Raw genomic sequence first — 22,735 nt, 5'->3', positions numbered from 1 at the left:
CCTTGACGCGCCAGCGACCACAGTGGTCTCCCCCACGCAGCGGAGTGTCCCCATGGCCAAGTCCAACCCCACCCGACCCGACGCCCCGGCGGAAGAATCCAGCCTCGACGACGGCACCGACCTGCCCGAGACCAGCGGCCCGAAGCTGAAAGACCCGCGCGCGATTTCAGCGATGGACAACATCGGCGTCGACACCGGCGCCGACCTCCTGGACGTGGCCCTGGACGACCAGCCGGGCGATGTCGATGCCGACGGCCGTTCCTTCGCCGATGACGTGCGCAGCGACACGATCAGCGACGACGAAGGACGCGAGCGACGCTGACAGAGACGGCGAGGTCGCGAGCAGCGCCGACAGCCACCGTCTCGCGACGACCCTGTGGGAGCGGCTACAGCCGCGACCGGCATCGCCGAATCGCGGCCATGGCCGCTCCCACAGCAGGGAATGCTGCGATCATGGCGCCATGGATATCGACCAGCCCCTCGCCTTCTCCACCCTCCCCGTGCCGCCGGCCCTGCTTCGCGGCGTCGAAGCGCTCGGCTACACCGCGATGACGCCGGTGCAGGCCCAGGCGCTGCCCGCGATCCTCGAAGGCCGCGACCTCATCGCCCAGGCGCCCACCGGCAGCGGCAAGACCGCTGCCTTCGGGCTGGGCCTGCTGCAGCGGCTGGACCCGGCGCAGGTGCGCACCCAGGCACTGGTGCTGTGCCCCACCCGTGAGCTTGCCGAGCAGGTCGGCGCCCAGCTGCGCAAGCTGGCCCTGGGGGTTCCGAACGTGAAGCTGTCGGTGCTGTGCGGCGGCATTCCGCTGGCGCCGCAGCTGGCGTCGCTGGCTCACGCGCCGCACGTGGTCGTGGGCACGCCGGGACGCATCCTGGAACTGCTTGGCCAAGGCGCACTGCAGCTCGGCGGCGTCCAGACCTTCGTGCTCGACGAAGCCGACCGCATGCTCGACATGGGCTTCGAGGACCAGATCCGCGATGTCGCCCGGCACGTTCCGCGCAATTGCCAGCGGCTGCTGTTCTCGGCGACGTTCCCCGATACGATCCGCGCGCTGGCAAGGACCATGCTGCGTGACCCCGCGGAAGTCAGCGTCGGCGGCAGCGCCGGCGCGCCGGCCATCACCCAGGTGGTGGTGGACGCCGAACCCGAGCGCAAGGCGCCGCAGCTGGCGTCGCTGCTGCTCGAGCATCGCCCCGAGTCATGCGTGGTGTTCTGCAACATGCGCCGCGACGTCGACGAAGTCGCCGCCTCGCTGAACCATTACGGCTTCGACGCGCTTGCCCTGCACGGCGACATGGAGCAGCGCGACCGCGCCGAGACCCTGCTGCGCTTCGCCAACCGCAGCTGCAACGTGCTGGTCGCCAGCGACGTCGCCGCGCGCGGCCTGGACATCGACGACCTCGCCGCGGTGGTGAACTACGACGTGCCATCGGACCCCGATACCTATATGCACCGCATCGGCCGCACCGGGCGTGCCGGGCGCGAAGGCCTGGCGCTGACGCTGTGCACGCCGCAGGAGCTGCGGCGCATGGAGGCGATCGAGGACCACCAGTTCCGCACCCTGCCGCGCGAGCGCGCGCAGCCGGTCGAAGGACGGCCGAAGGGCGTGCCCAAGGCCGCGATGGCCACGCTGCGCATCGATGCCGGCAAGAGCGACAAGCTGCGCCCCGGCGACATCCTGGGCGCGCTGACCGGCGACGCCGGCCTGTCGGCGAAGGCGATCGGCAAGATCGACGTGCTGGCCACGCGCGCCTATGTCGCGATCGCGCGCGCGCAGGCGCCGCAGGCGCTGGCACGCCTGCGCGAGGGCAAGATCAAGGGCCGCAAGTTCCGGGTGGCTGCGCTGTAGCAGCCCACCCCGCGGCTAGATGCGGTCGCGGTCCATTCGCGGCGCGGGAGGCGCGGGCGGGCTGCCGACCATGACCTGTGACGCCTCGTGGACCATCAGGTGGGTCTGGTAATAGAACTTGCCGGTAGGGAGGCCGGCCGCGGTGAAGTCGATGCGCTTCCTGTAGACATAGCCGATCACGGTGACATGCCGGCCCTTCAGCGCCTGCGGATCTTCCCGATGCAAGGTCCGCCAGGCTCCGGCGGCCGCGGTGGAAAACCGGATCGTCAGGTTGCGCTGGTCACGGTAGTCCTCCTCGGAATTGAGGTAGACGGAGCCGCTCTCGGTGCTGCCCGTCGCCGCTACGGTGAGAGCGAACATCCCGGGCACGCCCTCATCAGCCGCCTCGGCCGCGGTCAGCACCGCGAGCATGGGCGACACCGCCAGGCCGCGGCCACTGTCACGCAGCGCCTGCAGGAGGTCCATGGTGGCGGGGCCACCGCACAGGAAGTTCGTGGCGTCGACCGGCTCATAGGTCGAGGCCACGATGGCGCGCTGCCATGCATCGGCCTCGGCATCGGCATCGCCCGACCGGAACTGTCGCGCCCAGTGCGCGTACAGGGCGCTCGAGAGCGTCGCGCGCGCCCAGACGGAGTCCGCCAGATCGATCGCTTCGCGCGCGTACGCTGCAGCCTCGAGGGGCTGGTCGCGGCGACAGAGCAGGAAGGCAGCATAGTTGCCGCGACGCCAGGCATGGCCGGGCTCCCCAGCCACGGCTTCGACATAAGCGGCATCGGCTTCGCCAAGCCGCTCCAGGGAGATCAGCGCGTTGATCACGCAGCTGTTGGTGGCGTACAGAATGCGTGTCGTCACCGCCGCAACGTCCACACGCCTGCAACGCTCGAGAGCCGCTTCGTGGTCGCCTTCGTTCGTATGCAGGGTGGCCCAGTTGAGGTGCAGCCATGGACTCGCCCCCCCGATGTCTCCGGCGAGCGTCAGGGAGACGCGGGCGGCGTCGTTGCGGCCCTCGAGCGCGTGCACGTGACCCATCAGCACATGCGCTTCCGCGAACCGCGGCGACAGTTCGATCGCGCGCCCGAGCGCCTGCGCCGCCCTGGTCATTCCCTGCGGGTCATGGCCTTCGCCGTAGAGGTGGGCCTCGCTGATATGGATGCGCGCGTACTCGCGATGGGCCGGCGCGTAGCCGGGATCGGCCTCGAGCACTGCATCGAGGATGGCACGGGCCTCGGTGAGGGCTTCGGCGTTGACCAGGGCCTCCGCGCGCGCGACGGCATCGGCGGGGTCATCGGCAAGGGCTTCGCCATTGGCCAGCGCCGCGGCGCCCAGGCACAGGACGCCGGCGAGCAGCAGCCTGCCCAACACCCGAGCGCTCCGCCGTGATGACATTTCCACCCGCATGCGCACCCCCTTCATCGCCCGGTCCCCACCGGTCGCGCCAGAACGATAGCAGGGCTCAGATCCGGGCGCGCAGCGCCTGTGCGAAGGCCGCGCCACGCCGGGGATCGACGCCCAGGTAGAAATCGGGTTCGATCAGCTCCGCTTCCATCAGCAGCCAGCGGCCGTCTGCGCCGGGCACGACGTCGATGCGCGCGTACAGCAGCGGTGCGTCGATGGCCGCGAGTGTCTTTCCGGCCAGTTCAAGCGCGCCCGCAGGCGGCTCCGGCAGCAGCGTGTACTGCCCGCCGAAGGTTTCCTGCACGCGGAAGTCGCCGGGCACGGGACGCTTGTTCACCACGTGCGAGAGCTTCCCGCCGAAGTAAAGCAGCGAGGTTTCGCCTTCGCTGGCGATCGTTGGCAGGTAGGGTTGCACCAGCATGTCGCCGCCGCCGGCGGCCGCGGCCACGGCTTCATCGATGCCGTCGCGGCCTACGCGCTGCGTCTTCCATGCGCCGCCGGAGACCGACGGCTTGACGATCAGTTCGCTGGCGCCGGTGTCATCGAAAGTCTGTTCGAGCTGGACGCGCGACGGCTCCTGCATCCACACCGTGTGCGGGATCGCGATGCCACGCGCGGACAGGTCGACGAGATAGCGTTTGTCGGAATTCCACGCCAGCACATCAGCGGGATTGGCCATTGGCACGCCTGCGAGCCGCCAGGTCACGCAAGCCTCGAGCCAGCGCGCGTGGTCGAGGTGGTAGCTCCAGGCCAGCAGCGGCAGCACCTGCGCGAAATCGCGCAGTCGGGCGGCATCGCCCACGTGCGCCGTCCAGGGTGTTGGCGTTGCGTGGATGCCTTCGTCATGCAGCGTGGCCTGCAGGCGCGCAAGCACCACGGGCCACAGCTGCTCGTATTCGCCGACCGCGGGGTCGGGCGTGAGGATCGCAACCTCGATCACGCTCAACCTTCTCCGGCCGCGTCCAGATGACCCACGCGCGCATGCCGACGCCCGTAGGCGAAATAGATGACGGTACCGATCGCCAGCCAGACGGCGAAGCGCACCCAGGTCAGCGTGGTCAGGTTGAGCATCAGGTAGAAGCACAGCAGCGCGGAGACGATCGGCAGCACCGGCGAGAACGGCACCCGATAGCCGCGCTTCAGGTCCGGGCGCGTGCGCCGCAGCACCACCACCGCCAGGCTCACCAGCACGAAGGCCGACAGCGTGCCGATGTTGATCATCTCTTCCAGGATCTCGACCTGGGTGAAGCCGGCCAGCAGCGCCACCGCCACGCCGCTGATCAGCTGCAGGCGCACCGGTGTCTTGCGGGTTTCAGAGGTGACGCTGAGCCAGCGCGGCAGCAGGCCGTCGCGGCTCATCGCCAGCAGCACCCGCGACAGACCCATCAGCAGCACCATGATCACCGTGGTCAGGCCAATCAGGATGCCGACCGAGATCACCTGCGCCGCCCAGGGCGCGCCCACGGCAACGAACGCAGTCGCCAGCGACGGATTCTCCGCTTCGGCCAGCACCGTGTACGGCACCATGCCGGTAAGCGCGAAGGCGACGCCGATGTAGAGCAGCGTGACCACGGCCAGGCCGCCGAAGATGCCCAGTGGCAGGGTGCGCTGCGGATCCTTGACCTCTTCCGCCGAGGTCGCGACCACGTCGAAACCGATGAAGGCGAAGAACACCAGGGCCGCGCCCGACAGCACGCCCGCGATGCCGTACTTCGCCGGTGCTGCGCCGGTGAGCCAGGACAGCAGCGACTGCGACCAGACCTCTCCGCCTGCGCCCCCTGCGGGCTCGGACGGCGGCACGAAGGGCGTGAGGTTGTCGGCGTTGAAGTAAGTCAGGCCGACCACGATCACGAACACCACGATGCCGACTTTGATCAGGGTGAACACGTTGTTGACCCGCGCCGACATCTTGGTGCCAAGGATCAGCAGCGCGGTGAATACGCCGACGATGAAAAGCGGGCCCCAGTCCATGGCCAGCCCGAGCACGCTGATCGTGGTCGGTATGTGCACGTCGAACAGCTCGAACACCATCGCCAGATAGATGCCCCAGTACTTGGCGATCACCGCGCCGGCGGTCAGCAGCTCCAGGATCAGGTCCCAGCCGATGATCCAGGCAAGGAACTCGCCGAGCGTCGCGTAGGTGTAGGTGTAGGCGCTGCCTGCAACCGGAATGCTGGATGCGAACTCCGCGTAGCACATGATCGCCAGCGCGCAGGCAAGCGCGGCGAGCATGAACGACACCGTGACTGCCGGGCCGGCGAAGCTGCCGGCGGCGCGCGCGCCGACCGAGAAGATGCCTGCGCCCACCGCCACCGCCACGCCCAGGATCATCAGGTCCCAGGCGGTGAGCGAGCGCTTGAGCTCGCGTCCCGGCTCGACGGAATCGGCGATGGTCTGCTCGATGGACTTGGTGCGGAAGAGACTGCGGGACGGACTGCTGCTGGCGCGGGGCTGCTGGCTCATTGGATCGCTCATGCGGAGGCGTGGGCCGTCCGTGCAGCAGGCTTCGATGGCCCTGCGGCGCGGAACGAAGCGCCCAGACTACGCCGGCCGGCGTCGGCCGGACAATGCCGAAAGGGCCGGGCAAGATCGCATCGAAGCGGCCGCGGTACGTGGCACGGCGCTATGCTTCATCAATGCAACTGCGCACCGTCACCGCCACCCGCTACGTCACGCCCCTGCGCGAAGGCGGCTCGATGCCCGCGATCGTCGAGGCCGACGACGATGGCATGTACGTGCTCAAGTTCCGCGGCGCGGGCCAGGGGCCGCGTGCGCTGGTGGCGGAGCTGGTCTCAGGCGGGATCGCGCACGCGCTCGGCCTGCCGTTGCCGGAGATCGTGCTCATCCAACTCGACGCCGAACTCGCGCGCACCGAGGGCGACCCCGAGATCCAGGCGCTGATCCAGGCCAGCGCCGGACTCAACCTGGCGCTCGACTATCTTCCCGGCGCGATGAACTTCGACCCGGTCGCCACGCAGCCGACGCCGGAGCTTGCGTCGGCGATCGTCTGGTTCGACGCCTACACCAGCAACGTCGACCGCACCGCGCGCAACCCTAACCTGCTGGTCTGGCATCGCCAGCTCACCCTGATCGACCATGGCGCATCGCTGTATTTCCACCATGGCTGGGATGGCGACACCGGCGGCGCCGGCAAGCCCTTCCCGCTGATCCGCGACCACGTGTTGCTGCCGTGGGCGAGCGAACTCGCCGCGGCGGATGAACGCCTCACCGCGCTGCTGCCACCGGAACGACTGGCTGGAATCGTGGAAGACATTCCGGATGCATGGCTGCAGGCCGGGGACGCCTTCGGCACTCCCGTGCAGCAGCGCGCGGCCTACACGCGCTACTTGCAGCAGCGCCTCGCACTGCCGCATGCCTTCATCGAGGAGGCCGAACGTGCGCGCGCCTGACAGCTACGACTACGCGGTGATCCGCGTCGTGCCCCGAGTAGAGCGCGGCGAGTTCATCAACGTCGGCGTAATCGTGTCCTGCGAGAAGACCGGCTATCTCAAGGCCGTAATTGAACCGGACGATGCCCGCCTGCGGGCGCTGGACCCCGGCATCGACCTGGACACGTTGCGGCGCCACCTCGACGCCATCCAGCGCATCTGCGAAGGCGGCCCGGATGCAGGCCCCATCGGCCTGCTGCCGCAGCGCGCCCGCTTCCACTGGCTGACCGCAAAGCGCAGCGCGATCATCCAGACCTCGGCGGTGCACATGGGCCGCTGCGGCGACATGGACGCGATCGTCGAACACCTGATGGACAGGATGGTGCGGATTGCGCCGGACTGAATGCATGCGCGGCGCGCGGTACGTGCGCGGGGCGGTTGCGGCCTACAGCCAGGTCAGCTGATGCGGAACATCGGCTGGCCCGCGCGCGAATCGCGGAGCGGCCGGGACAGATAGCTGGCGTGGGTATAGCCGGGGAGCGAACGGCGGCGGCGGTACGCCATCTTTACGTGCGCAGGCGTGGAATGCGCCTGTGGGATGCCCGCCTGGATGCGGGTAATGCTTTGAGCGGGAGCCGCATGGCTGCGCGTGTCGTGATGGCGGCGACGGCTGCCGGGGATCAGGGACAGGAACGACTGCTTCAGGTAATTTTTGATTTCTTCCTCCATAAATTCAATGTTTACAACAACTTACGAGGCGAATTGTAACACATCGGCGCATTTATGAATAGGGCTGGCGGTTCTATGTACCGGGTAGCTGCAACGCCATGCATTGCCGCGATGCCGCCCGGTACCGGGCCCCGGCAGGCTTGACCCGGGTCATGGCCCGCTTCGAGCGCCGCCCCTACGATGTTCCATGTAGACACCCCGGATGCGACATCCGGCGTCGGTCATCCCTACTGGAGATCCCCATGAACCTGAAGCAGATTCCCCTCGCCCTCGCGCTCACGCTGGCGATCGCCGCCATGGCCGGCTGCGCCCGGGACAGCACCCCGGCCGCCAACGCCGCGGACGCCGGCGCCATCGAGCAGGTCGCGCATGCGGAAGACGAAGCGCACGACGCGCACGATGCGGCACATGATGCTGACCACGCACACGCCGCCGCGGACGCCCTCGGCGTCGACTTCCCGGTGCCCGACAACCACCAGCCCTGGGCCCCGGATGCGCCCCTGATCGAAGGCATGTCGCGCGTCCGCACCGCGGTCGCTGGCCTTGAGGCCCATCCGGACGAAGCCACCGTGATCGCCCGTGCATCGGACGTCGACGACGCGGTCGAATACATGTTCGCCAACTGCAGCCTGCCCACGGAACCCGACATCGCCCTGCACGCGATCCTGGCGCGGCTGATGGCCGGCACCCAGGCGCTGCAGGAGAACCCGGCCGACGCCGCGCCGGTCGCCGACATGCACGGTGCGCTCGAGAACTACCGGACCCTGTTCGACGACCCGAACAGCTGACCGCGAATGCGCAGGCCGTTGGCGCCCAACGGCGCGACGGCTTGGGCCTGCGGCATCCAACCCCGCCGGCGACATGCCCTGCACCCCATGGCGGCCACGATGGACTGCTCCTCGTCCACCCGGAGCCTCCCATGGCACTGCGCGCTTTCTGCCTCAACTGCACCCTGAAATCCTCGCCTGGCGAATCCTCAACGCAGAAGATGCTGGACCTGCTGCTGCAGGCCCTGGGCAAGCACAACGTGGCCTCGACCAGCACCCGCGTGGCCGATCACGACGTGAAGCCGGGCGTCAGCGTGGATGAAGGCGACGGCGATGCCTGGCCCGGCCTGCGCGGCAAGGTGATGGAGGCCGACATCGTCGTGCTCGCGACGCCCATCTGGCTGGGCCAGCCGTCCAGCATCGTCAAGCGCGTGCTGGAACGCATGGATGCCTTCCTCGGCGAAGGCGACGACCGTGGCCGCTTCCCGACCTTCGGCAAGGTGGCCTTGGTCGGCGTGGTCGGCAACGAGGACGGCGCCCACCACGTCACCGCCGAGCTCTACCAGGCGCTGGCCGATGTCGGCTTCACCATTCCCGCCTCAGGCAGCGCCTACTGGGTGGGCGAAGCGATGCAAAAGACGGACTTCAAGGATTTGCCGGAGGTGCCGGAAAAGGTCACGCAGAGCGTGGAGATGGCGGCGAGTAATGCCGCGCATCTGGCGCGCCTGCTGAGGGCCGAGCGGTATCCGGGCGTGGGGTGAGCCACGCAGCGTGGCCTCACTCAGGATGGCGCGCACGGCCTCCAGTGCTTCGTCGACTATATCGCCACCGGCGCCTTCCCGATGCGCTTGAAGCTGCGCGCGCGGGCGGCTCAGAGCATCGGCAGCTTGAGTCCCTGCTCCTTCGCGCACTGCTCCGCGATGTCATAGCCCGCATCCGCATGCCGCATCACGCCGGTCGCCGGGTCGTTCCACAGCACGCGCGCGAGTCGGCGGTCCGCCGCTTCGCTGCCATCGCAGACGATCACCACGCCGCTGTGCTGCGAGTAGCCCATGCCGACGCCGCCCCCGTGATGCAGGCTGACCCATGTCGCACCGCCGGCCACGTTGAGCATGGCATTGAGCAGCGGCCAGTCGCTGACCGCGTCGCTGCCGTCCTTCATCGCCTCGGTTTCGCGATTTGGCGAGGCCACGCTGCCGCTGTCGAGGTGGTCGCGCCCGATCACCACCGGCGCCTTCAGCTCGCCGTTGCGGACCATCTCGTTGAACGCCAGGCCCAGGCGGTGACGCTGGCCCAGGCCGACCCAGCAGATGCGCGCCGGCAGGCCCTGGAATTCGATGCGCTCGCGCGCCATGTCCAACCAACGATGGAGCTGCGGATCGTCCGGGATCAACTCCTTCACCTTGGCATCGGTCCTGTAGATGTCTTCGGGATCACCGCTCAGCGCCACCCAGCGGAACGGCCCGATACCCTTGCAGAACAGCGGCCGCACATAGGCCGGCACGAAGCCCGGGAAGTCGAACGCATTCGCGCAGCCCTCGTCCTTCGCCATCTGCCGGATGTTGTTGCCGTAGTCGACGGTCGGGATGCCCTGGGCGTGGAACGCCAGCATCGCCTCCACGTGCACGCGCATCGACTGCTTGGCCGCGTCGCGCACCGTCTCCGGATTCGCCTCCTGCTCCGCCAGCCACTGCTCCACCGTCCAGCCGATCGGCAGGTAACCGTGCACGGGATCGTGGGCGCTGGTCTGGTCGGTGACGCAGTCCGGGCGCACGCCGCGCTTCACCAACTCCGGCACGATTTCAGCGGCGTTGCCGAGCAGCGCGATCGACTTGGCTTCGCCCGAGGCGGTGTACTTCGCGATGCGTGCCAGCGCGTCATCGATGTCCGTGGCCTGCTCGTCGACGTAGCGCGTGCGCAGGCGGAAGTCGATGCTGGCCTGGCGGCATTCGATGGTCAGCGAACTGGCGCCGGCAAGCGACGCGGCCAACGGCTGCGCGCCACCCATGCCGCCCAGCCCCGCGGTCAGGATCCAGCGCCCGGCGAGGCTGCCGCCGTAGTGCTGGCGCCCCATCTCCACGAAGGTCTCGTAAGTGCCCTGCACGATGCCCTGGCTGCCGATATAGATCCACGAGCCGGCGGTCATCTGGCCGTACATCATCAGGCCCTTGCGATCGAGCTCGTTGAAGTGCTCCCAGTTGGCCCAGGCCGGCACCAGGTTGGAGTTGGCGATCAGCACCCGCGGCGCATCGGCATGGCTGGGGAAGATGCCGACCGGCTTGCCGGACTGCACCAGCAGGGTCTCGTCATCGCCAAGCGTGCGCAGGGATTCAAGGATCGCATCGAAGCTCTCCCAGTCGCGTGCCGCGCGGCCGATGCCCCCATACACCACCAGGTCCTCCGGACGTTCGGCCACGTCCGGGTCCAGGTTGTTCTGGATCATCCGGTACGGCGCCTCGGTCAGCCAGGAGCGGCAGCTGAGTTCGGTGCCGCGGGGCGCGCGGATGGTGCGGGAAGGGTCGTGGCGCGTGGACATGGGCGGCTCACCGGTGGACTGGGCCCCGGATTATCGCATCGCGCGAAAAGAAGACGCCCGACATATGGCCGGGCGTCCCGGAGGCCAACGCTGGGCCTCCAAACCGAGGACGCCCGGCGGTGCCGGGCGTCCGGATGCTGCGTGCGCAGGCGTCAGCGGATCGACGGATCCAGTCGGTGCAGGGCGTCCTGCAGATCGACCGAACCGGAGCGTTCGATGTCCTCCCGGGTATACACGCGACCGCCTGCGGTCACGCATTCCTTCTGGTCGGACTTCGAGCGCGCGTTGCGTGCCGCGGTGATCCGCGACCCGGTCTGCTCGATGCAGAAACGGTCATCGGCCTTGCGGGAGTCCTTGGCCCGCGAACGCGCGGCCTCTTCGGGCTCGTCCTGGGCATGGACGGCGATCGGCGCGGCGGCGAAGGCCATCGCGGCAAGTGCTGCTGTGAGGAAGACGTGCTTCATGGGTCACCTCGTTGGTTTTGCGGGGGGAGCAGCCCCCAACGATACGCTGCACGCAAGGGCTCGCCCACGCCCGGATACATCCACGTTCATGGCGTCGTCAGGCTTGTGCGGCACCAGGGTGGCAGCGTCCTGCAGGTCCGGCATCGCTGCCTGGCGTAAGCTCGATGCTTGGTCCCCTGACGAGGAGTCGCAGCAATGCAGTGGCCCGGATTCCGCGAAGACGGCAGCCTGGTACTGCCGCTCGACCCGCTGCCGCTGCTGCCGACCGGCTCGCCGCAGCGCCTGAGGCTGGACGGCCAGGTACTCGAGCGCAAGCGCGAACTGCACATGACCCTGCTCGGCCGCGACGCCGGCGACACGCTGCGCACGAAATTGGGCGAAGGTCGCATCCGTGGGCTGTTCGAACCGCTTCACTGGCGCCCCCGCGGCACCGGCCGCTACGCCCTCGTGCACAAGATCAAGGATCAATGGAACGGACCGCTGCCGGCCTGGTCGCTGATCGAGCACCTGCAAGCGCCGGCCTTCGCCGAATTCCGCCATCACTTGGCGCAGGCCAGCGGACTTGCGCTGGACTGCGGCATTCCCCACGTCACGCTGTACGTCACGGGTGACCCCTACGGCATCGGGCTGCCGGACATCGCCACCTACCAGGCCTGCTTCGTACGCGAGGTCGCCACATCCGAGGTCAGGTGACCTTCTTGTAGATCGTCATGCCCAGCACGAACAGGATCACGGCGATGATGATCGCGGCGAAGAACAGGAACTTGGCGATGCCCATGGCCGCGCCCGCCGCGCCGCCGAAGCCGAGCGCACCGGCGATGAGGCCGATGACGGCGAAGATGATGGCCCACTTGATCATGTCTGACTCCGTCCACCCGCGGATGCGGGCTTCGGACGAGGCTAGGTCCGGCACGGTGTGACCGCCGTGAAGCCGCTCAGTCTTCCTCGGCGGCCGCTTCGCGCCCCTGCTGGCGGATCAGCGCCTGCTCGCGCGCATCGTTGATCGCATCGCGCACGCCGTCGATGTCGGGCACCGACTCGTCATGGACGAACACGCCGGTGAGCTCGCTGTCGGGCCGCAGCTCGCCGGCCTCGAACAGCGCCCACATCTCTTCGCCGTACCAGGTGTCGAGCAGCTCGGGGGCCCAGGCGCCAAGGCTTGCGGTGAGGTTGTTGACGTCGCGGAGCAGCATGCTGCGCGCGGCGTTGTTGCCGGCCGCGCTGACCACCTGCGGGAAGTCGATGATCACCGGGCCGTCGGGCGCGACCAGTACGTTGTATTCCGACAGGTCACCGTGGACCAGGCCGGCGCACAGCATCTTCACCACCTGGCGCACCAGGTAGCGGTGGTAGCCGCGGGCCTGGTCGGGCGACAGCTCCACCTCGCCCAGGCGCGGCGCCGAATGCCCGTCCGCGTCGACCACCAGCTCCATCACCAGCACGCCGTGGAAGTAGCCGTGCGGCTCCGGCACGCGCACGCCGGCGTCGCGCAGCGTGTACAGCGCCTCGACCTCGGTGTTCTTCCACTCCGCTTCCTGCTGCTTGCGGCCGTACTTCGTCGCCTTGCCGATCGCGCGCGCCTCGCGGCTGCCGCGGACCTTGCGCCCTTCCTGGTACTGCACGCGCTGCTGGAAGCTTCGCTGCGCCATGTCCTTGTAAACCTTGGCGCAGCGGACGTCGTCGCCGGAGCGGACCACGTACACCGCGGCTTCCTTGCCACTTTTCAGCGGCCGCATCACTTCGTCGATCACGCCGTCGTCGATCAGCGCTTGCAGGCCACCCGGGGTCTTCATGACGCGCAGGAATCTCGTTTGAATGACCGCTCAGTCAATCATGCGCGGAGCCGCGGCGCCACTCCGACGCTGCTTGCCTGGCCGCGACCGGGGGGCGCCCGCCGGCCCGCTGCATCGCCATCCCACGCGGCGGGGTACCCTTCCGCCCTTCCTCCAGCCCGTGATTCCAATGCCCGAACACGCCTTCCGCGCACCCGCGCGCCAGCGCAGCCGCTGGCTGCCACGCACCGCAGGCGCGCTGCTGGCGGTGAGCCTGGCCGCAGCCACGGGCTGGGGCGCCCTGCTGCTTGGCTACCAGCTGCCCGGACCCGGGATCGTCCGCGGCATCGTGATCGCCGCATGGTCGCTGCTCGGCGTCGTGGCCATCGCGTCGCTCGCGGGCCAGCGCCTGCGCCCTGTCCGCAGCCTGCTGCTGGCGGCGTTTACCCTGGCGCTGGCGGGCCTGTTCGCCTGGTGGGCAAGCCTTGCGCCCTCCCACGACCGCGACTGGGCCGACGACGTCGCGCGGCTGCTCGAGGCCGAAGTCGAAGGCGACACCGTGGTGCTGCACAACGTCCGCAACTTCGAATGGCGCACCGTAGAGGACTACACGTCCCATTGGGAAACGCGGCGCTACGACCTCGCCGAACTGGCCAGCGCGGACCTGGTGATGTCGTACTGGATGGGGCCGCACATCGCCCACACCCTGGTCTCATTCGGCTTCGAGGACGGCAGCCGGGTGGTGTTCTCGCTGGAGATCCGCAAGGAGCGCCACGAATCGTTCTCCGCGCTGGGCGGCTTCTTCCGCAGGTTCGAGCAGGTACTGGTGGCCGCGGACGAACGCGACATCGTGCGCACGCGCAGCAACACACGCGACGAAGACGTGTACTTGTACCGCCTGGACATTCCACGCGAAGCGCTGCGCGCCATGTTCCTCGGCTACGTCGCCAAGGCCGGCGAACTGCAGGAGCGGCCCGCCTTCTACAATTCGCTGACCAGCAACTGCACGACCATCATCTTCGAGATCGCACGCCACATCGCCCCGGGACTTCCGATGGACTATCGCCTGCTGCTGTCGGGGCACTTCGCCCGCTACGCCCATGACCAGGGCGCACTGGTTCCCGGCCACGACTTCGCCGAACTGCAGGCACGCGGCTACATCAACCCGCGCGCCCTGCGCGTACCGGCGGATGCGCCCGATGCACAGGCGTTCTCGCGGGCCATCCGGCAGCAGGTGCCCGGCGTCACGGCGGCGGAGCTGGGGCAATGACCATTACGCATCCCATGGTCTCCACGAAGGGCTCCGCGCACCGTGCAGCCCGCGCGCTGGCGCTGGCCAGCTGCCTGCTGCTGCTCGGCGGCTGCGCGATCCTCAAGGAATTCGCGCCGCGCGTGGAAGCCGGGCAGCTGGGCCCGGGCGAGTACATCGCCATCAAGCGCAGCGACATCCTCACCACCGATGAACTCAGCCCGGCCACCCAGGCAGCACTGCGCGTCGCCGGCCTCGATGACAACGCCTGCCTCGAACCGCCGGCGCCCGCCTGCATGGCCGCGCTGGCGCAGGTGCAGGGCCTGACCGACGAGCGCCGCCTGGCGTCCCTGGCCGAGCTCTGGACGCAACAGGCCATCGCGCTGACGCCGGCAGGCTCGGTGCCCGCCGCCGATGCCCAGATCGACGCCTGGCTGGAAGCCGCGCGCCACGCCTACGCCTACCTGTTCTTCAGCGAGCGCGCCCCCGGCGAGCGCGCCTTCGAGGACCGCCAGACGCAGGTGCGTGACTACTACAACTACGCCGTGCAGCAGGCGGCGTCGGGGCTGTTCCAGCGCTGGCAGGATCGGCCGGTGGCGGCGGGGGCCGGCTCGAATGCCGCGGGAGACGCTGGCGTCGACCCCAGCCTGTCGATCGCCGGCTGGACGATCAGGAGCGACATGTCCGGCATGCGCATGCCGGAAGGCGTGGAGCTGCCCAGGGAGCTGGTGCCTGCGTCGTCGATTTCCTTCGCCGGCCTGCGCAGCATCTACCGGCGTGACGGCTTTGGCGCCGACGTGGTTGCGGTGATGGGCGACGACCCGGTGACCACCGCGACACAGCCGGCGCAGGCCACCGGCCCGGCCTCCGGCGAGCGCACGCGCGGCGATGGAGCCGATCGTCGGCGCGGCGACCGCCCCCGCCCTTTCAGCGAGATGCCCTCGCCCACGCTCACCCTGCTGATCCGCTTCCCGGGCGACGACCTTGCGAGCGTGCTGGCGACGCGGGAGCTGCTCATCAGCGGCCACGATCCATACGTCGAAGACGCGATCGACCTGCACGGCCTGCGCGTGCCCCTTTCAGCCAATTACAGCGCCGGCTACGGCCTGTGGCTGGCTCGCTCCGGCTTCAACCGCCAGTCGCTGCAGACCCTGTTCGGGCGCGAGCAGGGCATCACCCGCCCGCACCTCTACATGATGCAGCCCTACGACCCCGATCGCCGGATCCTGCTGATGATCCACGGTCTGGCAAGCAGCCCCGAGGCCTGGGTGAACGTCGCCAACGAAGTGCTGGGCGACGACGTGCTGCGCCGCGAATTCCAGATCTGGCAAATCTATTACCCCACCAATATGCCGCTGGTGCTCAATCAGTCCGCGATCCGCCGCATCATCGTGGACGCGATGCAGCACTTCGATCCCGAAGGCAATGCGCGCGCGTCGCAGGACACCGTGCTGATCGGCCACAGCATGGGCGGCGTGCTGTCGCGGCTGCTGGTGTCGTCCGCCGACGACCAGCTGTGGACCTGGCTGCGGGAGAACTACGAGCTCGACGACGGGCGCCTGGAGCGCGCCGGCCCCAGGCTGGACCGGATGCTGCGCTTCGAGCCGCTGCCGAGCGTGGAGCGCGTGGTGTTCATCGCCTCGCCGCATCGCGGTACGAAGGTGGCCGGGAACCGGCTGGGGCGCCTGATCGGGAAGCTGGTCCGGCTGCCGCTTACGGTGCTGGAGGAGGTGGGCGAACTCCTGGTCGGCGAAGACGGAACGCAGGAGCCGATCGCACTGCCCAACAGCATCGAGAACCTCAGCGAAAGCGACCCCTTCGTCCGCGCCGCCGCCGACCTGCCGATATCGCCCAAGGTCAAGTACCACAGCATCATCGCGCAGGCCGACCCGGCGGTGCCGCTCGAGGCCTCGGATGACGGGCTGGTGCCCTACCCCAGCGCCCACCTGCCCGGCGCGGTGTCGGAGAAAGTGATCGTCGGCGGGCACAGCATCCAGGAGTCCGCGCCTGCGATCCTGGAGATCAGGCGGATCCTGCATCAGGATGTCAGGGAGCTCGCCGGCCCGCTGGATGCCGACGGCGACTGAGCGCCTGCCTTGGTCACAAGCCGTCCCATGGCCTTGCAGCGAACACGAAAAACCCGGCGCAGCGGCCGGGTTTCGTTCCTTCGTCACTTAATCCCGTTAATTCAAGGTCTTAAGTGGTGGGCGGTGAGGGTTTCGAACCCCCGACCCCTACCATGTCAAGGTAATGCTCTACCACTGAGCTAACCGCCCGAAGGGACGGGAATTCTAGCGGCTGGTCCGCCCCACGGCAAGCCCGGCGCACCAACTGCCCTGTAGGAGCGGCTATAGCCGCGACCGCCGGTCGGCCGCCAGTTCCGGTCGCGGCTATAGCCGTTCCTACAGGCCTCTTCCTGGCGGACAGGGGCTTTTTCCTAGCGGACGGCCAGCATGGCCTCCTTGAGCTGGTGGATGCGGTCGCGGACGGCGGCGGCCTCCTCGAACTCGAGGTCCCGGGCGTGCTGGTACATCTGCTGCTCCAGGGCCTTGAGCCGCGCCGCGGCCTTGGCCGGTTCGAGCCGGGCGTAGTCGTCGGCCGCTTCAGCCACCTTGCGTGCCCCTTTTCCGCGGCTGCTGCGGGCTTCCGCGGCATCGCTGCGTGCGCCCTCCATGATGTCCATGATCGGGCGCGCCACCGAGCGCGGGGTGATGCCGTGCTCGGTGTTGTATTCGACCTGCTTGGCGCGACGGCGGTCTGTTTCGTCGATCGCGCGCTTCATCGAGTCGGTGACCCTGTCGGCGTACAGGATCGCCTTGCCGCGCACGTTGCGCGCGGCGCGGCCGATGGTCTGGATCAGCGAGCCGGTGGAGCGCAGGAAGCCCTCCTTGTCGGCATCCAGGATCGCCACCAGCGACACCTCGGGCATGTCCAGGCCTTCGCGCAGCAGGTTGATGCCGACCAGGACGTCGAACTTGCCCAGGCGCAGGTCGCGGATGATCTCCACCCGCTCCACGGTATCGATGTCGGAATGCAGGTAGCGCACGCGCACGCCGTGCTCGCCAAGGTACTCGGTGAGGTTCTCGGACATGCGCTTGGTCAGGGTGGTGATCAGCACGCGGTCGCCCATGGCCACGCGCTTGGTGATCTCGCCGAGCACGTCGTCAACCTGGGTCGCGACCGGGCGGATCTCGACCTCCGGGTCGATCAGGCCGGTGGGTCTCACGACCAGTTCCACGATCTCGTCGCCGGAGTGCTCGAGCTCGTACTTGCCGGGCGTGGCCGAGACGAAGATCTTGCGCGGCGCGCGCGCCTCCCACTCCTCGAAGCGCAGCGGCCGGTTGTCGAGCGCCGATGGCAGGCGGAAGCCGAATTCGACCAACGTTTCCTTGCGCGCGCGGTCGCCGCGGTACATGCCGCCGATCTGCGGCACGGTCACGTGCGACTCGTCCACCACCAGCAGCGCATCCGGCGGCAGGTAGTCGAACAGCGTCGGCGGCGGCGCGCCCGGCTCGCGTCGGGTCATGTGCCGCGAGTAGTTTTCGATGCCGTTGCAGAAACCGACCTCGGCCATCATCTCGATGTCGAAGCGCGTGCGCTGCTCCAGCCGCTGCGCCTCGACCAGCTTGTTGTTCGCGTACAGGTATTCCAGCCGCTCCTTGAGCTCGACCTTGATGGTCTCGATCGCGTTGAGCACGCTTTCGCGGGTGCTGGCGTAGTGGGTCTTGGGATAGACCGTGTAGCGCGGCACCTTGCGCTGTACCTCGCCGGTGAGCGGATCGAACAGGGCCAGGTTCTCGACCTCGCCGTCGAAGAGTTCGATGCGCAACGCCTCGGCTTCCGACTCCGCCGGATGCACGTCGATCACCTCGCCGCGCACGCGGTAGGTGCCGCGGCGCAGCTCGGTGTCGTTGCGCGTGTACTGCAGCTCGGTGAGGTGGCGGATCAGCGCGCGCTGCTCGATGCGCTCGCCGCGCGCCAGGATCAGGCGCAGCTTGAGGTAGTCCTCCGGGTCGCCGAGGCCGTAGATCGCCGACACCGTGGCCACGATCAGCGCGTCCGGCCGCGACAGCAGCGCCTTGGTCGCCGACAGCCGCATCTGCTCGATGTGCTCGTTCATCGCGCTGTCCTTGTCGATGAACGTGTCCGACGACGGGATGTAGGCCTCGGGCTGGTAGTAGTCGTAGTAGCTGACGAAGTACTCGACCGCGTTGTGCGGGAAGAACGACTTGAACTCGCCGTACAGCTGCGCCGCCAGCGTCTTGTTGGGCGCCATGACGATGGTCGGCTTCTGCACCGCCTCGACCACGTTGGCGATGGTGTAGGTCTTGCCCGACCCGGTGACGCCGAGCAGGGTCTGCTGCGCAAGGCCGTTCTCGAAGCCGGCGATCAGGCGTGCGATGGCCTGCGGCTGGTCACCGGCGGGCTGGTACGGGGAGACGAGCTGGAAAGGCGTGTGTGCGGCTGCTCTCATGCGGCCATTGTAGGTGGGCCGTGCGAACGGTCCGCGAACGCGGCCTGGCACACCGGCGCCGATCCATGTGCGCCTGCGCGGACGCCGCCCTCCGCGCTTTCCCGACGCCAGCCGGCGCTGGACGCCGACAGCGGTAGCCGGACGCTCGGTCTAGCGTGGTGCCCCGATACAGACATGACCGGCAAGGAGGCTGGACATGCCCAGGCGCCATTCGCACGGGTTCACCCTGATCGAGGCCATGACCGTGGTGGCCATCCTGGCCGTTGCCCTGGCCCTGGGCCTGCCTGCTTTCAGCGGCACGCTGGAGCGCCAGCGCCTGGCCACCAGCCTGCACCTGCTCACCGCCGACATGGCCAGCGCCCGCAGCAGCGCGATCATGCGCCGCGAGCAGATCGTGGTCTGCCCGGGCCGCGCGGAGACCGGCTGCGCCGGCGACCACGACTGGAGCGGCGGCTGGCTGGTGTTCCGGGATCCGGATGGCAACCGGCGGCCCGATGCGCCGGGCGATGTCCTGCGCACGACCGACGCCCCCGCCGGCGGCGCCGAGCGCCTCCGCCTCACCTCCACGCGCCCCTGGCTCCGCTACCAGGCCAACGGCATGGCCGCACACAGCAACCTGAGCGTGAACGCCTGCGCCCGCGGACTGCTGCGCGGAAAGGTGGTGGTGAACCGCCTCGGGAGGGTGCGAAGCGAGCGGCCACGGCAGGAAACGGCATGTCCCTGAGCCGGGAACAGTGCTTCCCTCCTTGACCCGGCGGGAACAAGCACTAAAATGTGCGTCCCCGCCCGAATAGCTCAGCTGGTTAGAGCACTTGACTGTTAATCAGGGGGTCGTTGGTTCGAGTCCAACTTCGGGCGCCAAAGAATTCAAGGGCTTGTGGAGCAATCCGCAGGCCCTTTTTTTTGGCCACGTAACAGCGCACGTAACAACGTCTCGCGAGGCCTGCGCTCAGGAGCTGATCTTCTCAGTGCTTTCCCAGCAATTCGGAGCGGCCGATCACCTGACGCTCGTTCTTGATTGGCTTTGGATCCGAGAAACTGGTGAATGCCTCGCCCAGTTCGGCGCCGGCCATGGCATAGATGCGCTTGTCCCGCAGGCCAGCGATACCCTCCTGCCAGGCGAGCAGCATGCGCTTGCCGATTTCCACGAAGCCCGGATGCACGTCCATCGCTTCGCGGACCTGGGGGCCCACTTCGGCCATCGCAAGACCGATCTGCTCGACAATTTCCGCCTGCTCCCGCGGCTGCAACCCGAACGTTGCAGTAATGAAGGTCTGCAGGTGCTTGCCCGGATCCCAGGTTTTCTTGCCCATGAAGGCTATTCCCGGGGGGTTCCTGGCGTAATCGGGATACGCGGCGGTGGTGATCATGTCGTAGGCCGGCGCCAGATGGACGTCGTCGCGACGGGTGTAGCGCAGGGCGACGTTCTTGGCGTGGCAGTCGGCGTTGCGCAGGGCGTAGGTCAGCAGCAGCATGGTCGCCATCTCGCGGAAGACGACCGACCGATTGGCGGCCGGGACGTGATCGCGGACCGCCTTGGCGATGCGCTCCCAAGTGGTTTCGTACTTGGCCGCTGGCCGCAGGCCCAGCAGGGCGCAGAAGTCCTCCATGCCGCAGAGGCGAGCGCCGTTCTCGTCCACGTCAAAGCGATGGACGACCAAGGCCTGGCCGTCACGGGACACTTCGGTCTCCGCGGCAGGCATCACCCGGCGGGTCACCTGCATGCACAGGTGCTCGTTGAGGGATACGAACGGCAGGAGCCGGGAGGAGCCCTTGATGATGTGTTTGTGGGTGAACAGCGTGGACTTCGTATGCGGGCCGGTGCCGACCCTCTCAGCATCGACGTCCAGGAACTTCGGCACCACGCCTGATACACCGCTGGTGGCATGCCGGCGAACGAGTTCTGCAAAAGCTTCTTCGGAGTTGTCACCCTGCAACAGGCCAGCCACGTCTACGGGCTGGGCCGGCTCCTCCAGGCTCGCCCCCGGCGGAGCCACCTGGATGCGTCCGATCATGTTGCGACCGATGACAGATAGAAGCGCCATCGGGCTGGCGCCGATGACGGGACCGAACTGCTCCTGCAGCATCTGCAACAGGTAGCCCTCGGGCAGGTTCATCTGGAAGACTGGGTGCAGAACATCGTCCCAGATGTAGGGCTCGGGACGCACATGCATGGTCAGGGAAACGAAATCGTCCGCGGCCACGCCTTCGTGATACCTCATCGAACTCTTGAAGTCGCCATCTGCTTCCAGCGTGGCGACTTCGCGGCCGAGCACGTATACGGACAGGCTCACGCACCGCCCCCGCGCTCACGGCGAAGCTCGTCCAGCGACCCGGACGCCCCCACTTCGGCGAATTCGAGTTCCATGCCGAGCGCCGCCAGCACGGCCAGGAGCTTGCGCGAACCGAACTCGGCCAGCTTCCCGCGTTCGAATCGGGACAGGGATTCCTGGGAAACGCCCGCGCGGGCGGCGACATCCCCTTGCTTCAAGCCAAGGGACCGTCTTCGGGCCGCGACTGCTTCACCGAGCTCTAGAACCGTCTGCATTTGACGTATTTATCAATTTGATTCACATATGGCTCATTATTTGCCAAATATCTCCAATTCGCAACCAATGCAGTCGCCATGGGCCAGCGCGAACATCTCCGCCCAATCGCACAGGCCGTGGGAACCGGCGCTGCCGAATCATCGTAATGGTCAGGCTAACCAGAACCATTGCGGGATCCTCAGCCGCGTGCGCTGGCCGATGCACACCGGCCAGCTGGAAGGCATCAACAACAAGATCAAGGTCATCAAGCGCATGGCCTACGGCTACCGCAACCACGACTACTTCTTCCTGAAGATCAAGGCCGCCTTCCCCGGTAATCCGTGAAGAACCTTTTTCTTTGCCCGGCCCGCTTGGTTCCCGGCTACCCGTCCATCCGGTGTCGACAATTCCTTCACCGAAAATCACATTGATGACTCCGCCAAGCACCGCCTGAATGCGCATCTCGCGAAGGCGCACATCCGCGGACGTCGAAGCCAAACGCTGAGGTTTCACGTCGCCTACCCGGGCGCACGATAACTTCGCCAGACGCAGGAGATACGACATGCCCACACGACCCGAAGATGCGCAAGACGCGCGCAACCGCGCCCGAACCGATGCCGATGCGGATGTCCAGCCGGAGACGCATCAGGACGCGACCCGGAGCCTCGACCAGGACCAGGACCACAGCGGCTACGCGGAGCGTGGCCCCGGGCGCGGCGACCATGCCGGCCGGGCCGCAGGCGAACACGTGGACCGGCAGTCGCCCGCCGAGCGTGAGGCTTCGGACCGCAGCCGATGGCGCACGGATGACCGCGACGAACGCAGCGAACGCTGGAGCGGCAAGGAAGGGCCGGACAAGAACGATGCAGGCGATTGAACTGATGACGCGCTTGCACGACTGATGCTGCGCCCTACTGAGGATCGGGCAACGCCTGGCCGTCCAGGCCCACCAGCGACCATTTTCCCCACTGGTCATCAACACCGGCACCGCTCGTGCGGTCCGCACCGGCATCGCCCGAATAGCGGTACAGCGGCTCGCCACCATAGGTCACATGGATGCGGCCTTCGCGCTCAAGGGTGCCAATCCGCGCCGACTCCACGCCGGCGCCCCCCGAGGGCTGCAGGTCGTGCGCCATCACCGGCGGCCAGACCTCCTCGCAGACCGCGTCGCACTTGCTGCCATCGGTATTGCCGGCCAGCACATAGACCGCACTGCCAGCGCCATCCACCAAGTGCGAGGACGGCGAGCCGGACATCGCCAAGGTGGCATTCGCGTTGCCGGCGCCCTCCTGCATCCCGGAGCCCTGGATCGGCGCAGGTGTCCCGCTCGGACGGCCTTGGTCCGCAGGCAGCGACTCCTGCGGCATGCGCCCGTCCTCCGCCTCGCTTCGCGCCTCGCCCGCATCGGTGCGCATGTCGCTGCGATCGTTGCAGCCCGCGAGGACCAGGGCACCGACGCCCAGCGCAAGCATCATCGTATAGCGGCTCATGGCGTGCCTCCGAAGGGGTAGGCGTCGACACTAGAACGCGGTCCGTAGGAGATGCGTGAACAGGCCGCTGCGGCCCTCAGTCCACCTTGACA

Annotated in this window: 23 protein-coding genes, 2 tRNA genes and 1 pseudogene; 13 read left to right on the top strand and 13 right to left on the bottom strand. The window is 68.0% G+C overall.

What is annotated here, in order from left to right; translation table 11 throughout:
• Positions 1 to 52 precede the first annotated feature (52 nt).
• Both ACW7G5_RS02730 and dbpA read left to right on the top strand, forming a co-directional pair.
• Positions 53 to 322 carry a hypothetical protein gene (locus tag ACW7G5_RS02730; protein ID WP_457001598.1) on the top strand — a complete coding sequence of 90 codons (270 nt, stop codon included), beginning with the start codon at positions 53 to 55 and terminating at the stop codon, positions 320 to 322.
• Positions 323 to 461: 139 nt separating this feature from the next.
• On the top strand, positions 462 to 1,850 hold the full coding sequence (gene dbpA / locus ACW7G5_RS02725) for an ATP-dependent RNA helicase DbpA (RefSeq protein WP_457001596.1): 1,389 nt from the start codon (positions 462 to 464) through the stop codon (positions 1,848 to 1,850).
• Positions 1,851 to 1,865: 15 nt separating this feature from the next.
• On the opposite strand, the gene ACW7G5_RS02720 is transcribed toward dbpA, so the two are convergent.
• The 3 genes from ACW7G5_RS02720 to ACW7G5_RS02710 all read right to left on the bottom strand — a co-directional run bounded on the left by ACW7G5_RS02720 (position 1,866) and on the right by ACW7G5_RS02710 (position 5,708).
• Positions 1,866 to 3,209, bottom strand: coding sequence for a hypothetical protein (locus ACW7G5_RS02720; RefSeq protein ID WP_457001595.1), 1,344 nt, complete (start codon positions 3,207 to 3,209; stop codon positions 1,866 to 1,868).
• A gap of 94 nt (positions 3,210 to 3,303) precedes the next feature.
• Positions 3,304 to 4,185, bottom strand: coding sequence for an ATP-grasp domain-containing protein (locus tag ACW7G5_RS02715; RefSeq protein WP_457001593.1), 882 nt, complete (start codon positions 4,183 to 4,185; stop codon positions 3,304 to 3,306).
• Between the two features lie 2 nt (positions 4,186 to 4,187).
• Positions 4,188 to 5,708, bottom strand: a complete 1,521-nt coding sequence (locus ACW7G5_RS02710) for an amino acid permease (protein WP_457001592.1) — start codon at positions 5,706 to 5,708, stop codon at positions 4,188 to 4,190.
• Positions 5,709 to 5,887: 179 nt separating this feature from the next.
• Between ACW7G5_RS02710 and ACW7G5_RS02705 the strand changes: the two genes are divergently transcribed.
• Positions 5,888 to 6,655 carry a HipA family kinase gene (locus tag ACW7G5_RS02705; protein WP_457002833.1) on the top strand — a complete coding sequence of 256 codons (768 nt, stop codon included), beginning with the start codon at positions 5,888 to 5,890 and terminating at the stop codon, positions 6,653 to 6,655.
• Positions 6,642 to 7,037, top strand: coding sequence for a DUF3037 domain-containing protein (locus tag ACW7G5_RS02700; protein ID WP_457001590.1), 396 nt, complete (start codon positions 6,642 to 6,644; stop codon positions 7,035 to 7,037). Before ACW7G5_RS02705 ends, ACW7G5_RS02700 begins: the two co-directional genes overlap by 14 nt.
• A gap of 53 nt (positions 7,038 to 7,090) precedes the next feature.
• Here the strand turns inward: ACW7G5_RS02700 and ACW7G5_RS02695 are convergent, their stop codons facing one another.
• Positions 7,091 to 7,363, bottom strand: a complete 273-nt coding sequence (locus ACW7G5_RS02695; RefSeq protein WP_457001588.1) for a hypothetical protein — start codon at positions 7,361 to 7,363, stop codon at positions 7,091 to 7,093.
• Positions 7,364 to 7,605: 242 nt separating this feature from the next.
• Here ACW7G5_RS02695 and ACW7G5_RS02690 point away from each other — a divergent pair, with 242 nt between their 5' ends.
• Both ACW7G5_RS02690 and ACW7G5_RS02685 read left to right on the top strand, forming a co-directional pair.
• The gene (locus tag ACW7G5_RS02690) at positions 7,606 to 8,151 is read left to right on the top strand and encodes a DnrO protein (protein ID WP_457001586.1); all 546 of its coding nucleotides are present in this window, start codon (positions 7,606 to 7,608) and stop codon (positions 8,149 to 8,151) included.
• A gap of 131 nt (positions 8,152 to 8,282) precedes the next feature.
• On the top strand, positions 8,283 to 8,891 hold the full coding sequence (locus ACW7G5_RS02685; RefSeq protein ID WP_457001584.1) for a flavodoxin family protein: 609 nt from the start codon (positions 8,283 to 8,285) through the stop codon (positions 8,889 to 8,891).
• Between the two features lie 110 nt (positions 8,892 to 9,001).
• Here ACW7G5_RS02685 and hutU read toward each other — a convergent pair whose 3' ends face one another.
• Complete coding sequence (hutU, locus tag ACW7G5_RS02680) at positions 9,002 to 10,666, bottom strand: urocanate hydratase (protein WP_457001582.1); 1,665 nt, start codon at positions 10,664 to 10,666, stop codon at positions 9,002 to 9,004.
• A 152-nt stretch (positions 10,667 to 10,818) separates the two neighbouring features.
• A complete protein-coding gene (locus ACW7G5_RS02675) occupies positions 10,819 to 11,130 on the bottom strand; it encodes a hypothetical protein (RefSeq protein WP_457001580.1) in 312 nt (103 codons plus the stop codon).
• A 195-nt stretch (positions 11,131 to 11,325) separates the two neighbouring features.
• Here ACW7G5_RS02675 and ACW7G5_RS02670 point away from each other — a divergent pair, with 195 nt between their 5' ends.
• Positions 11,326 to 11,823 carry a hypothetical protein gene (locus ACW7G5_RS02670; protein WP_457001578.1) on the top strand — a complete coding sequence of 166 codons (498 nt, stop codon included), beginning with the start codon at positions 11,326 to 11,328 and terminating at the stop codon, positions 11,821 to 11,823.
• Here ACW7G5_RS02670 and ACW7G5_RS02665 read toward each other — a convergent pair.
• Positions 11,816 to 11,989 (bottom strand): DUF1328 family protein, encoded by a 174-nt coding sequence (locus ACW7G5_RS02665; protein WP_343253768.1) that lies wholly within the window; start codon positions 11,987 to 11,989, stop codon positions 11,816 to 11,818. The two genes, ACW7G5_RS02670 and ACW7G5_RS02665, sit on opposite strands and share 8 nt — an antisense overlap.
• A gap of 76 nt (positions 11,990 to 12,065) precedes the next feature.
• The gene (locus tag ACW7G5_RS02660) at positions 12,066 to 12,923 is read right to left on the bottom strand and encodes a PA4780 family RIO1-like protein kinase (protein ID WP_457001576.1); all 858 of its coding nucleotides are present in this window, start codon (positions 12,921 to 12,923) and stop codon (positions 12,066 to 12,068) included.
• Between the two features lie 169 nt (positions 12,924 to 13,092).
• Between ACW7G5_RS02660 and ACW7G5_RS02655 the strand changes: the two genes are divergently transcribed.
• Together ACW7G5_RS02655 and ACW7G5_RS02650 are read left to right on the top strand one after the other, a co-directional pair.
• On the top strand, positions 13,093 to 14,172 hold the full coding sequence (locus ACW7G5_RS02655) for an Lnb N-terminal periplasmic domain-containing protein (protein WP_457001574.1): 1,080 nt from the start codon (positions 13,093 to 13,095) through the stop codon (positions 14,170 to 14,172).
• Complete coding sequence (locus tag ACW7G5_RS02650) at positions 14,169 to 16,238, top strand: esterase/lipase family protein (protein WP_457001572.1); 2,070 nt, start codon at positions 14,169 to 14,171, stop codon at positions 16,236 to 16,238. Before ACW7G5_RS02655 ends, ACW7G5_RS02650 begins: the two co-directional genes overlap by 4 nt.
• A 114-nt stretch (positions 16,239 to 16,352) precedes the next feature.
• Here the strand turns inward: ACW7G5_RS02650 and ACW7G5_RS02645 are convergent.
• Together ACW7G5_RS02645 and uvrB are read right to left on the bottom strand one after the other, a co-directional pair.
• Positions 16,353 to 16,427: transfer RNA gene (locus tag ACW7G5_RS02645), tRNA-Val, on the bottom strand.
• 161 nt (positions 16,428 to 16,588) lie between these two features.
• A complete protein-coding gene (uvrB, locus tag ACW7G5_RS02640; protein ID WP_457001570.1) occupies positions 16,589 to 18,625 on the bottom strand; it encodes an excinuclease ABC subunit UvrB in 2,037 nt (678 codons plus the stop codon).
• 196 nt (positions 18,626 to 18,821) lie between these two features.
• On the opposite strand from uvrB, the gene ACW7G5_RS02635 reads away from it, so the two are divergent.
• Both ACW7G5_RS02635 and ACW7G5_RS02630 read left to right on the top strand, forming a co-directional pair.
• Positions 18,822 to 19,349 carry a GspH/FimT family pseudopilin gene (locus ACW7G5_RS02635; RefSeq protein ID WP_457001568.1) on the top strand — a complete coding sequence of 176 codons (528 nt, stop codon included), beginning with the start codon at positions 18,822 to 18,824 and terminating at the stop codon, positions 19,347 to 19,349.
• Between the two features lie 60 nt (positions 19,350 to 19,409).
• Positions 19,410 to 19,486: transfer RNA gene (locus ACW7G5_RS02630), tRNA-Asn, on the top strand.
• Positions 19,487 to 19,590: 104 nt separating this feature from the next.
• On the opposite strand, the gene ACW7G5_RS02625 is transcribed toward ACW7G5_RS02630, so the two are convergent.
• Together ACW7G5_RS02625 and ACW7G5_RS02620 are read right to left on the bottom strand one after the other, a co-directional pair.
• Positions 19,591 to 20,919 carry a type II toxin-antitoxin system HipA family toxin gene (locus ACW7G5_RS02625; RefSeq protein ID WP_457001566.1) on the bottom strand — a complete coding sequence of 443 codons (1,329 nt, stop codon included), beginning with the start codon at positions 20,917 to 20,919 and terminating at the stop codon, positions 19,591 to 19,593.
• On the bottom strand, positions 20,916 to 21,173 hold the full coding sequence (locus ACW7G5_RS02620) for an XRE family transcriptional regulator (protein ID WP_457001564.1): 258 nt from the start codon (positions 21,171 to 21,173) through the stop codon (positions 20,916 to 20,918). Before ACW7G5_RS02620 ends, ACW7G5_RS02625 begins: the two co-directional genes overlap by 4 nt.
• Positions 21,174 to 21,345: 172 nt before the next feature.
• Between ACW7G5_RS02620 and ACW7G5_RS02615 the strand changes: the two are divergent.
• Both ACW7G5_RS02615 and ACW7G5_RS02610 read left to right on the top strand, forming a co-directional pair.
• A pseudogene (locus ACW7G5_RS02615) lies at positions 21,346 to 21,498 on the top strand (transposase); the annotation flags it as partial.
• Positions 21,499 to 21,715: 217 nt separating this feature from the next.
• Complete coding sequence (locus ACW7G5_RS02610) at positions 21,716 to 22,030, top strand: hypothetical protein (protein ID WP_457001562.1); 315 nt, start codon at positions 21,716 to 21,718, stop codon at positions 22,028 to 22,030.
• 34 nt (positions 22,031 to 22,064) lie between these two features.
• Here the strand turns inward: ACW7G5_RS02610 and ACW7G5_RS02605 are convergent, their stop codons facing one another.
• Positions 22,065 to 22,643 carry a COG4315 family predicted lipoprotein gene (locus ACW7G5_RS02605; RefSeq protein WP_457001561.1) on the bottom strand — a complete coding sequence of 193 codons (579 nt, stop codon included), beginning with the start codon at positions 22,641 to 22,643 and terminating at the stop codon, positions 22,065 to 22,067.
• Between the last annotated feature and the right edge of the window lie 92 nt (positions 22,644 to 22,735).

The organism is Luteimonas sp. A501 (assembly GCF_054052085.1).
This window is presented reverse-complemented; position numbering and strand designations above follow the sequence as displayed.

What these genes read in the sequence shown, in the direction of transcription:
- ACW7G5_RS02730 (WP_457001598.1), top strand. Translation starts at nt 53, where the DNA reads ATGGCCAAGTCCAACCCCACCCGACCCGACGCCCCGGCGGAAGAATCC.
- dbpA (WP_457001596.1), top strand. Translation starts at nt 462, where the DNA reads ATGGATATCGACCAGCCCCTCGCCTTCTCCACCCTCCCCGTGCCGCCG.
- ACW7G5_RS02710 (WP_457001592.1), bottom strand. Translation starts at nt 5,708, where the DNA reads ATGAGCCAGCAGCCCCGCGCCAGCAGCAGTCCGTCCCGCAGTCTCTTC.
- ACW7G5_RS02695 (WP_457001588.1), bottom strand. Translation starts at nt 7,363, where the DNA reads ATGGAGGAAGAAATCAAAAATTACCTGAAGCAGTCGTTCCTGTCCCTG.
- ACW7G5_RS02690 (WP_457001586.1), top strand. Translation starts at nt 7,606, where the DNA reads ATGAACCTGAAGCAGATTCCCCTCGCCCTCGCGCTCACGCTGGCGATC.
- ACW7G5_RS02685 (WP_457001584.1), top strand. Translation starts at nt 8,283, where the DNA reads ATGGCACTGCGCGCTTTCTGCCTCAACTGCACCCTGAAATCCTCGCCT.
- hutU (WP_457001582.1), bottom strand. Translation starts at nt 10,666, where the DNA reads ATGTCCACGCGCCACGACCCTTCCCGCACCATCCGCGCGCCCCGCGGC.
- ACW7G5_RS02675 (WP_457001580.1), bottom strand. Translation starts at nt 11,130, where the DNA reads ATGAAGCACGTCTTCCTCACAGCAGCACTTGCCGCGATGGCCTTCGCC.
- ACW7G5_RS02670 (WP_457001578.1), top strand. Translation starts at nt 11,326, where the DNA reads ATGCAGTGGCCCGGATTCCGCGAAGACGGCAGCCTGGTACTGCCGCTC.
- ACW7G5_RS02665 (WP_343253768.1), bottom strand. Translation starts at nt 11,989, where the DNA reads ATGATCAAGTGGGCCATCATCTTCGCCGTCATCGGCCTCATCGCCGGT.
- ACW7G5_RS02660 (WP_457001576.1), bottom strand. Translation starts at nt 12,923, where the DNA reads ATGAAGACCCCGGGTGGCCTGCAAGCGCTGATCGACGACGGCGTGATC.
- ACW7G5_RS02655 (WP_457001574.1), top strand. Translation starts at nt 13,093, where the DNA reads ATGCCCGAACACGCCTTCCGCGCACCCGCGCGCCAGCGCAGCCGCTGG.
- ACW7G5_RS02650 (WP_457001572.1), top strand. Translation starts at nt 14,169, where the DNA reads ATGACCATTACGCATCCCATGGTCTCCACGAAGGGCTCCGCGCACCGT.
- uvrB (WP_457001570.1), bottom strand. Translation starts at nt 18,625, where the DNA reads ATGAGAGCAGCCGCACACACGCCTTTCCAGCTCGTCTCCCCGTACCAG.
- ACW7G5_RS02635 (WP_457001568.1), top strand. Translation starts at nt 18,822, where the DNA reads ATGCCCAGGCGCCATTCGCACGGGTTCACCCTGATCGAGGCCATGACC.
- ACW7G5_RS02620 (WP_457001564.1), bottom strand. Translation starts at nt 21,173, where the DNA reads ATGCAGACGGTTCTAGAGCTCGGTGAAGCAGTCGCGGCCCGAAGACGG.
- ACW7G5_RS02610 (WP_457001562.1), top strand. Translation starts at nt 21,716, where the DNA reads ATGCCCACACGACCCGAAGATGCGCAAGACGCGCGCAACCGCGCCCGA.
- ACW7G5_RS02605 (WP_457001561.1), bottom strand. Translation starts at nt 22,643, where the DNA reads ATGAGCCGCTATACGATGATGCTTGCGCTGGGCGTCGGTGCCCTGGTC.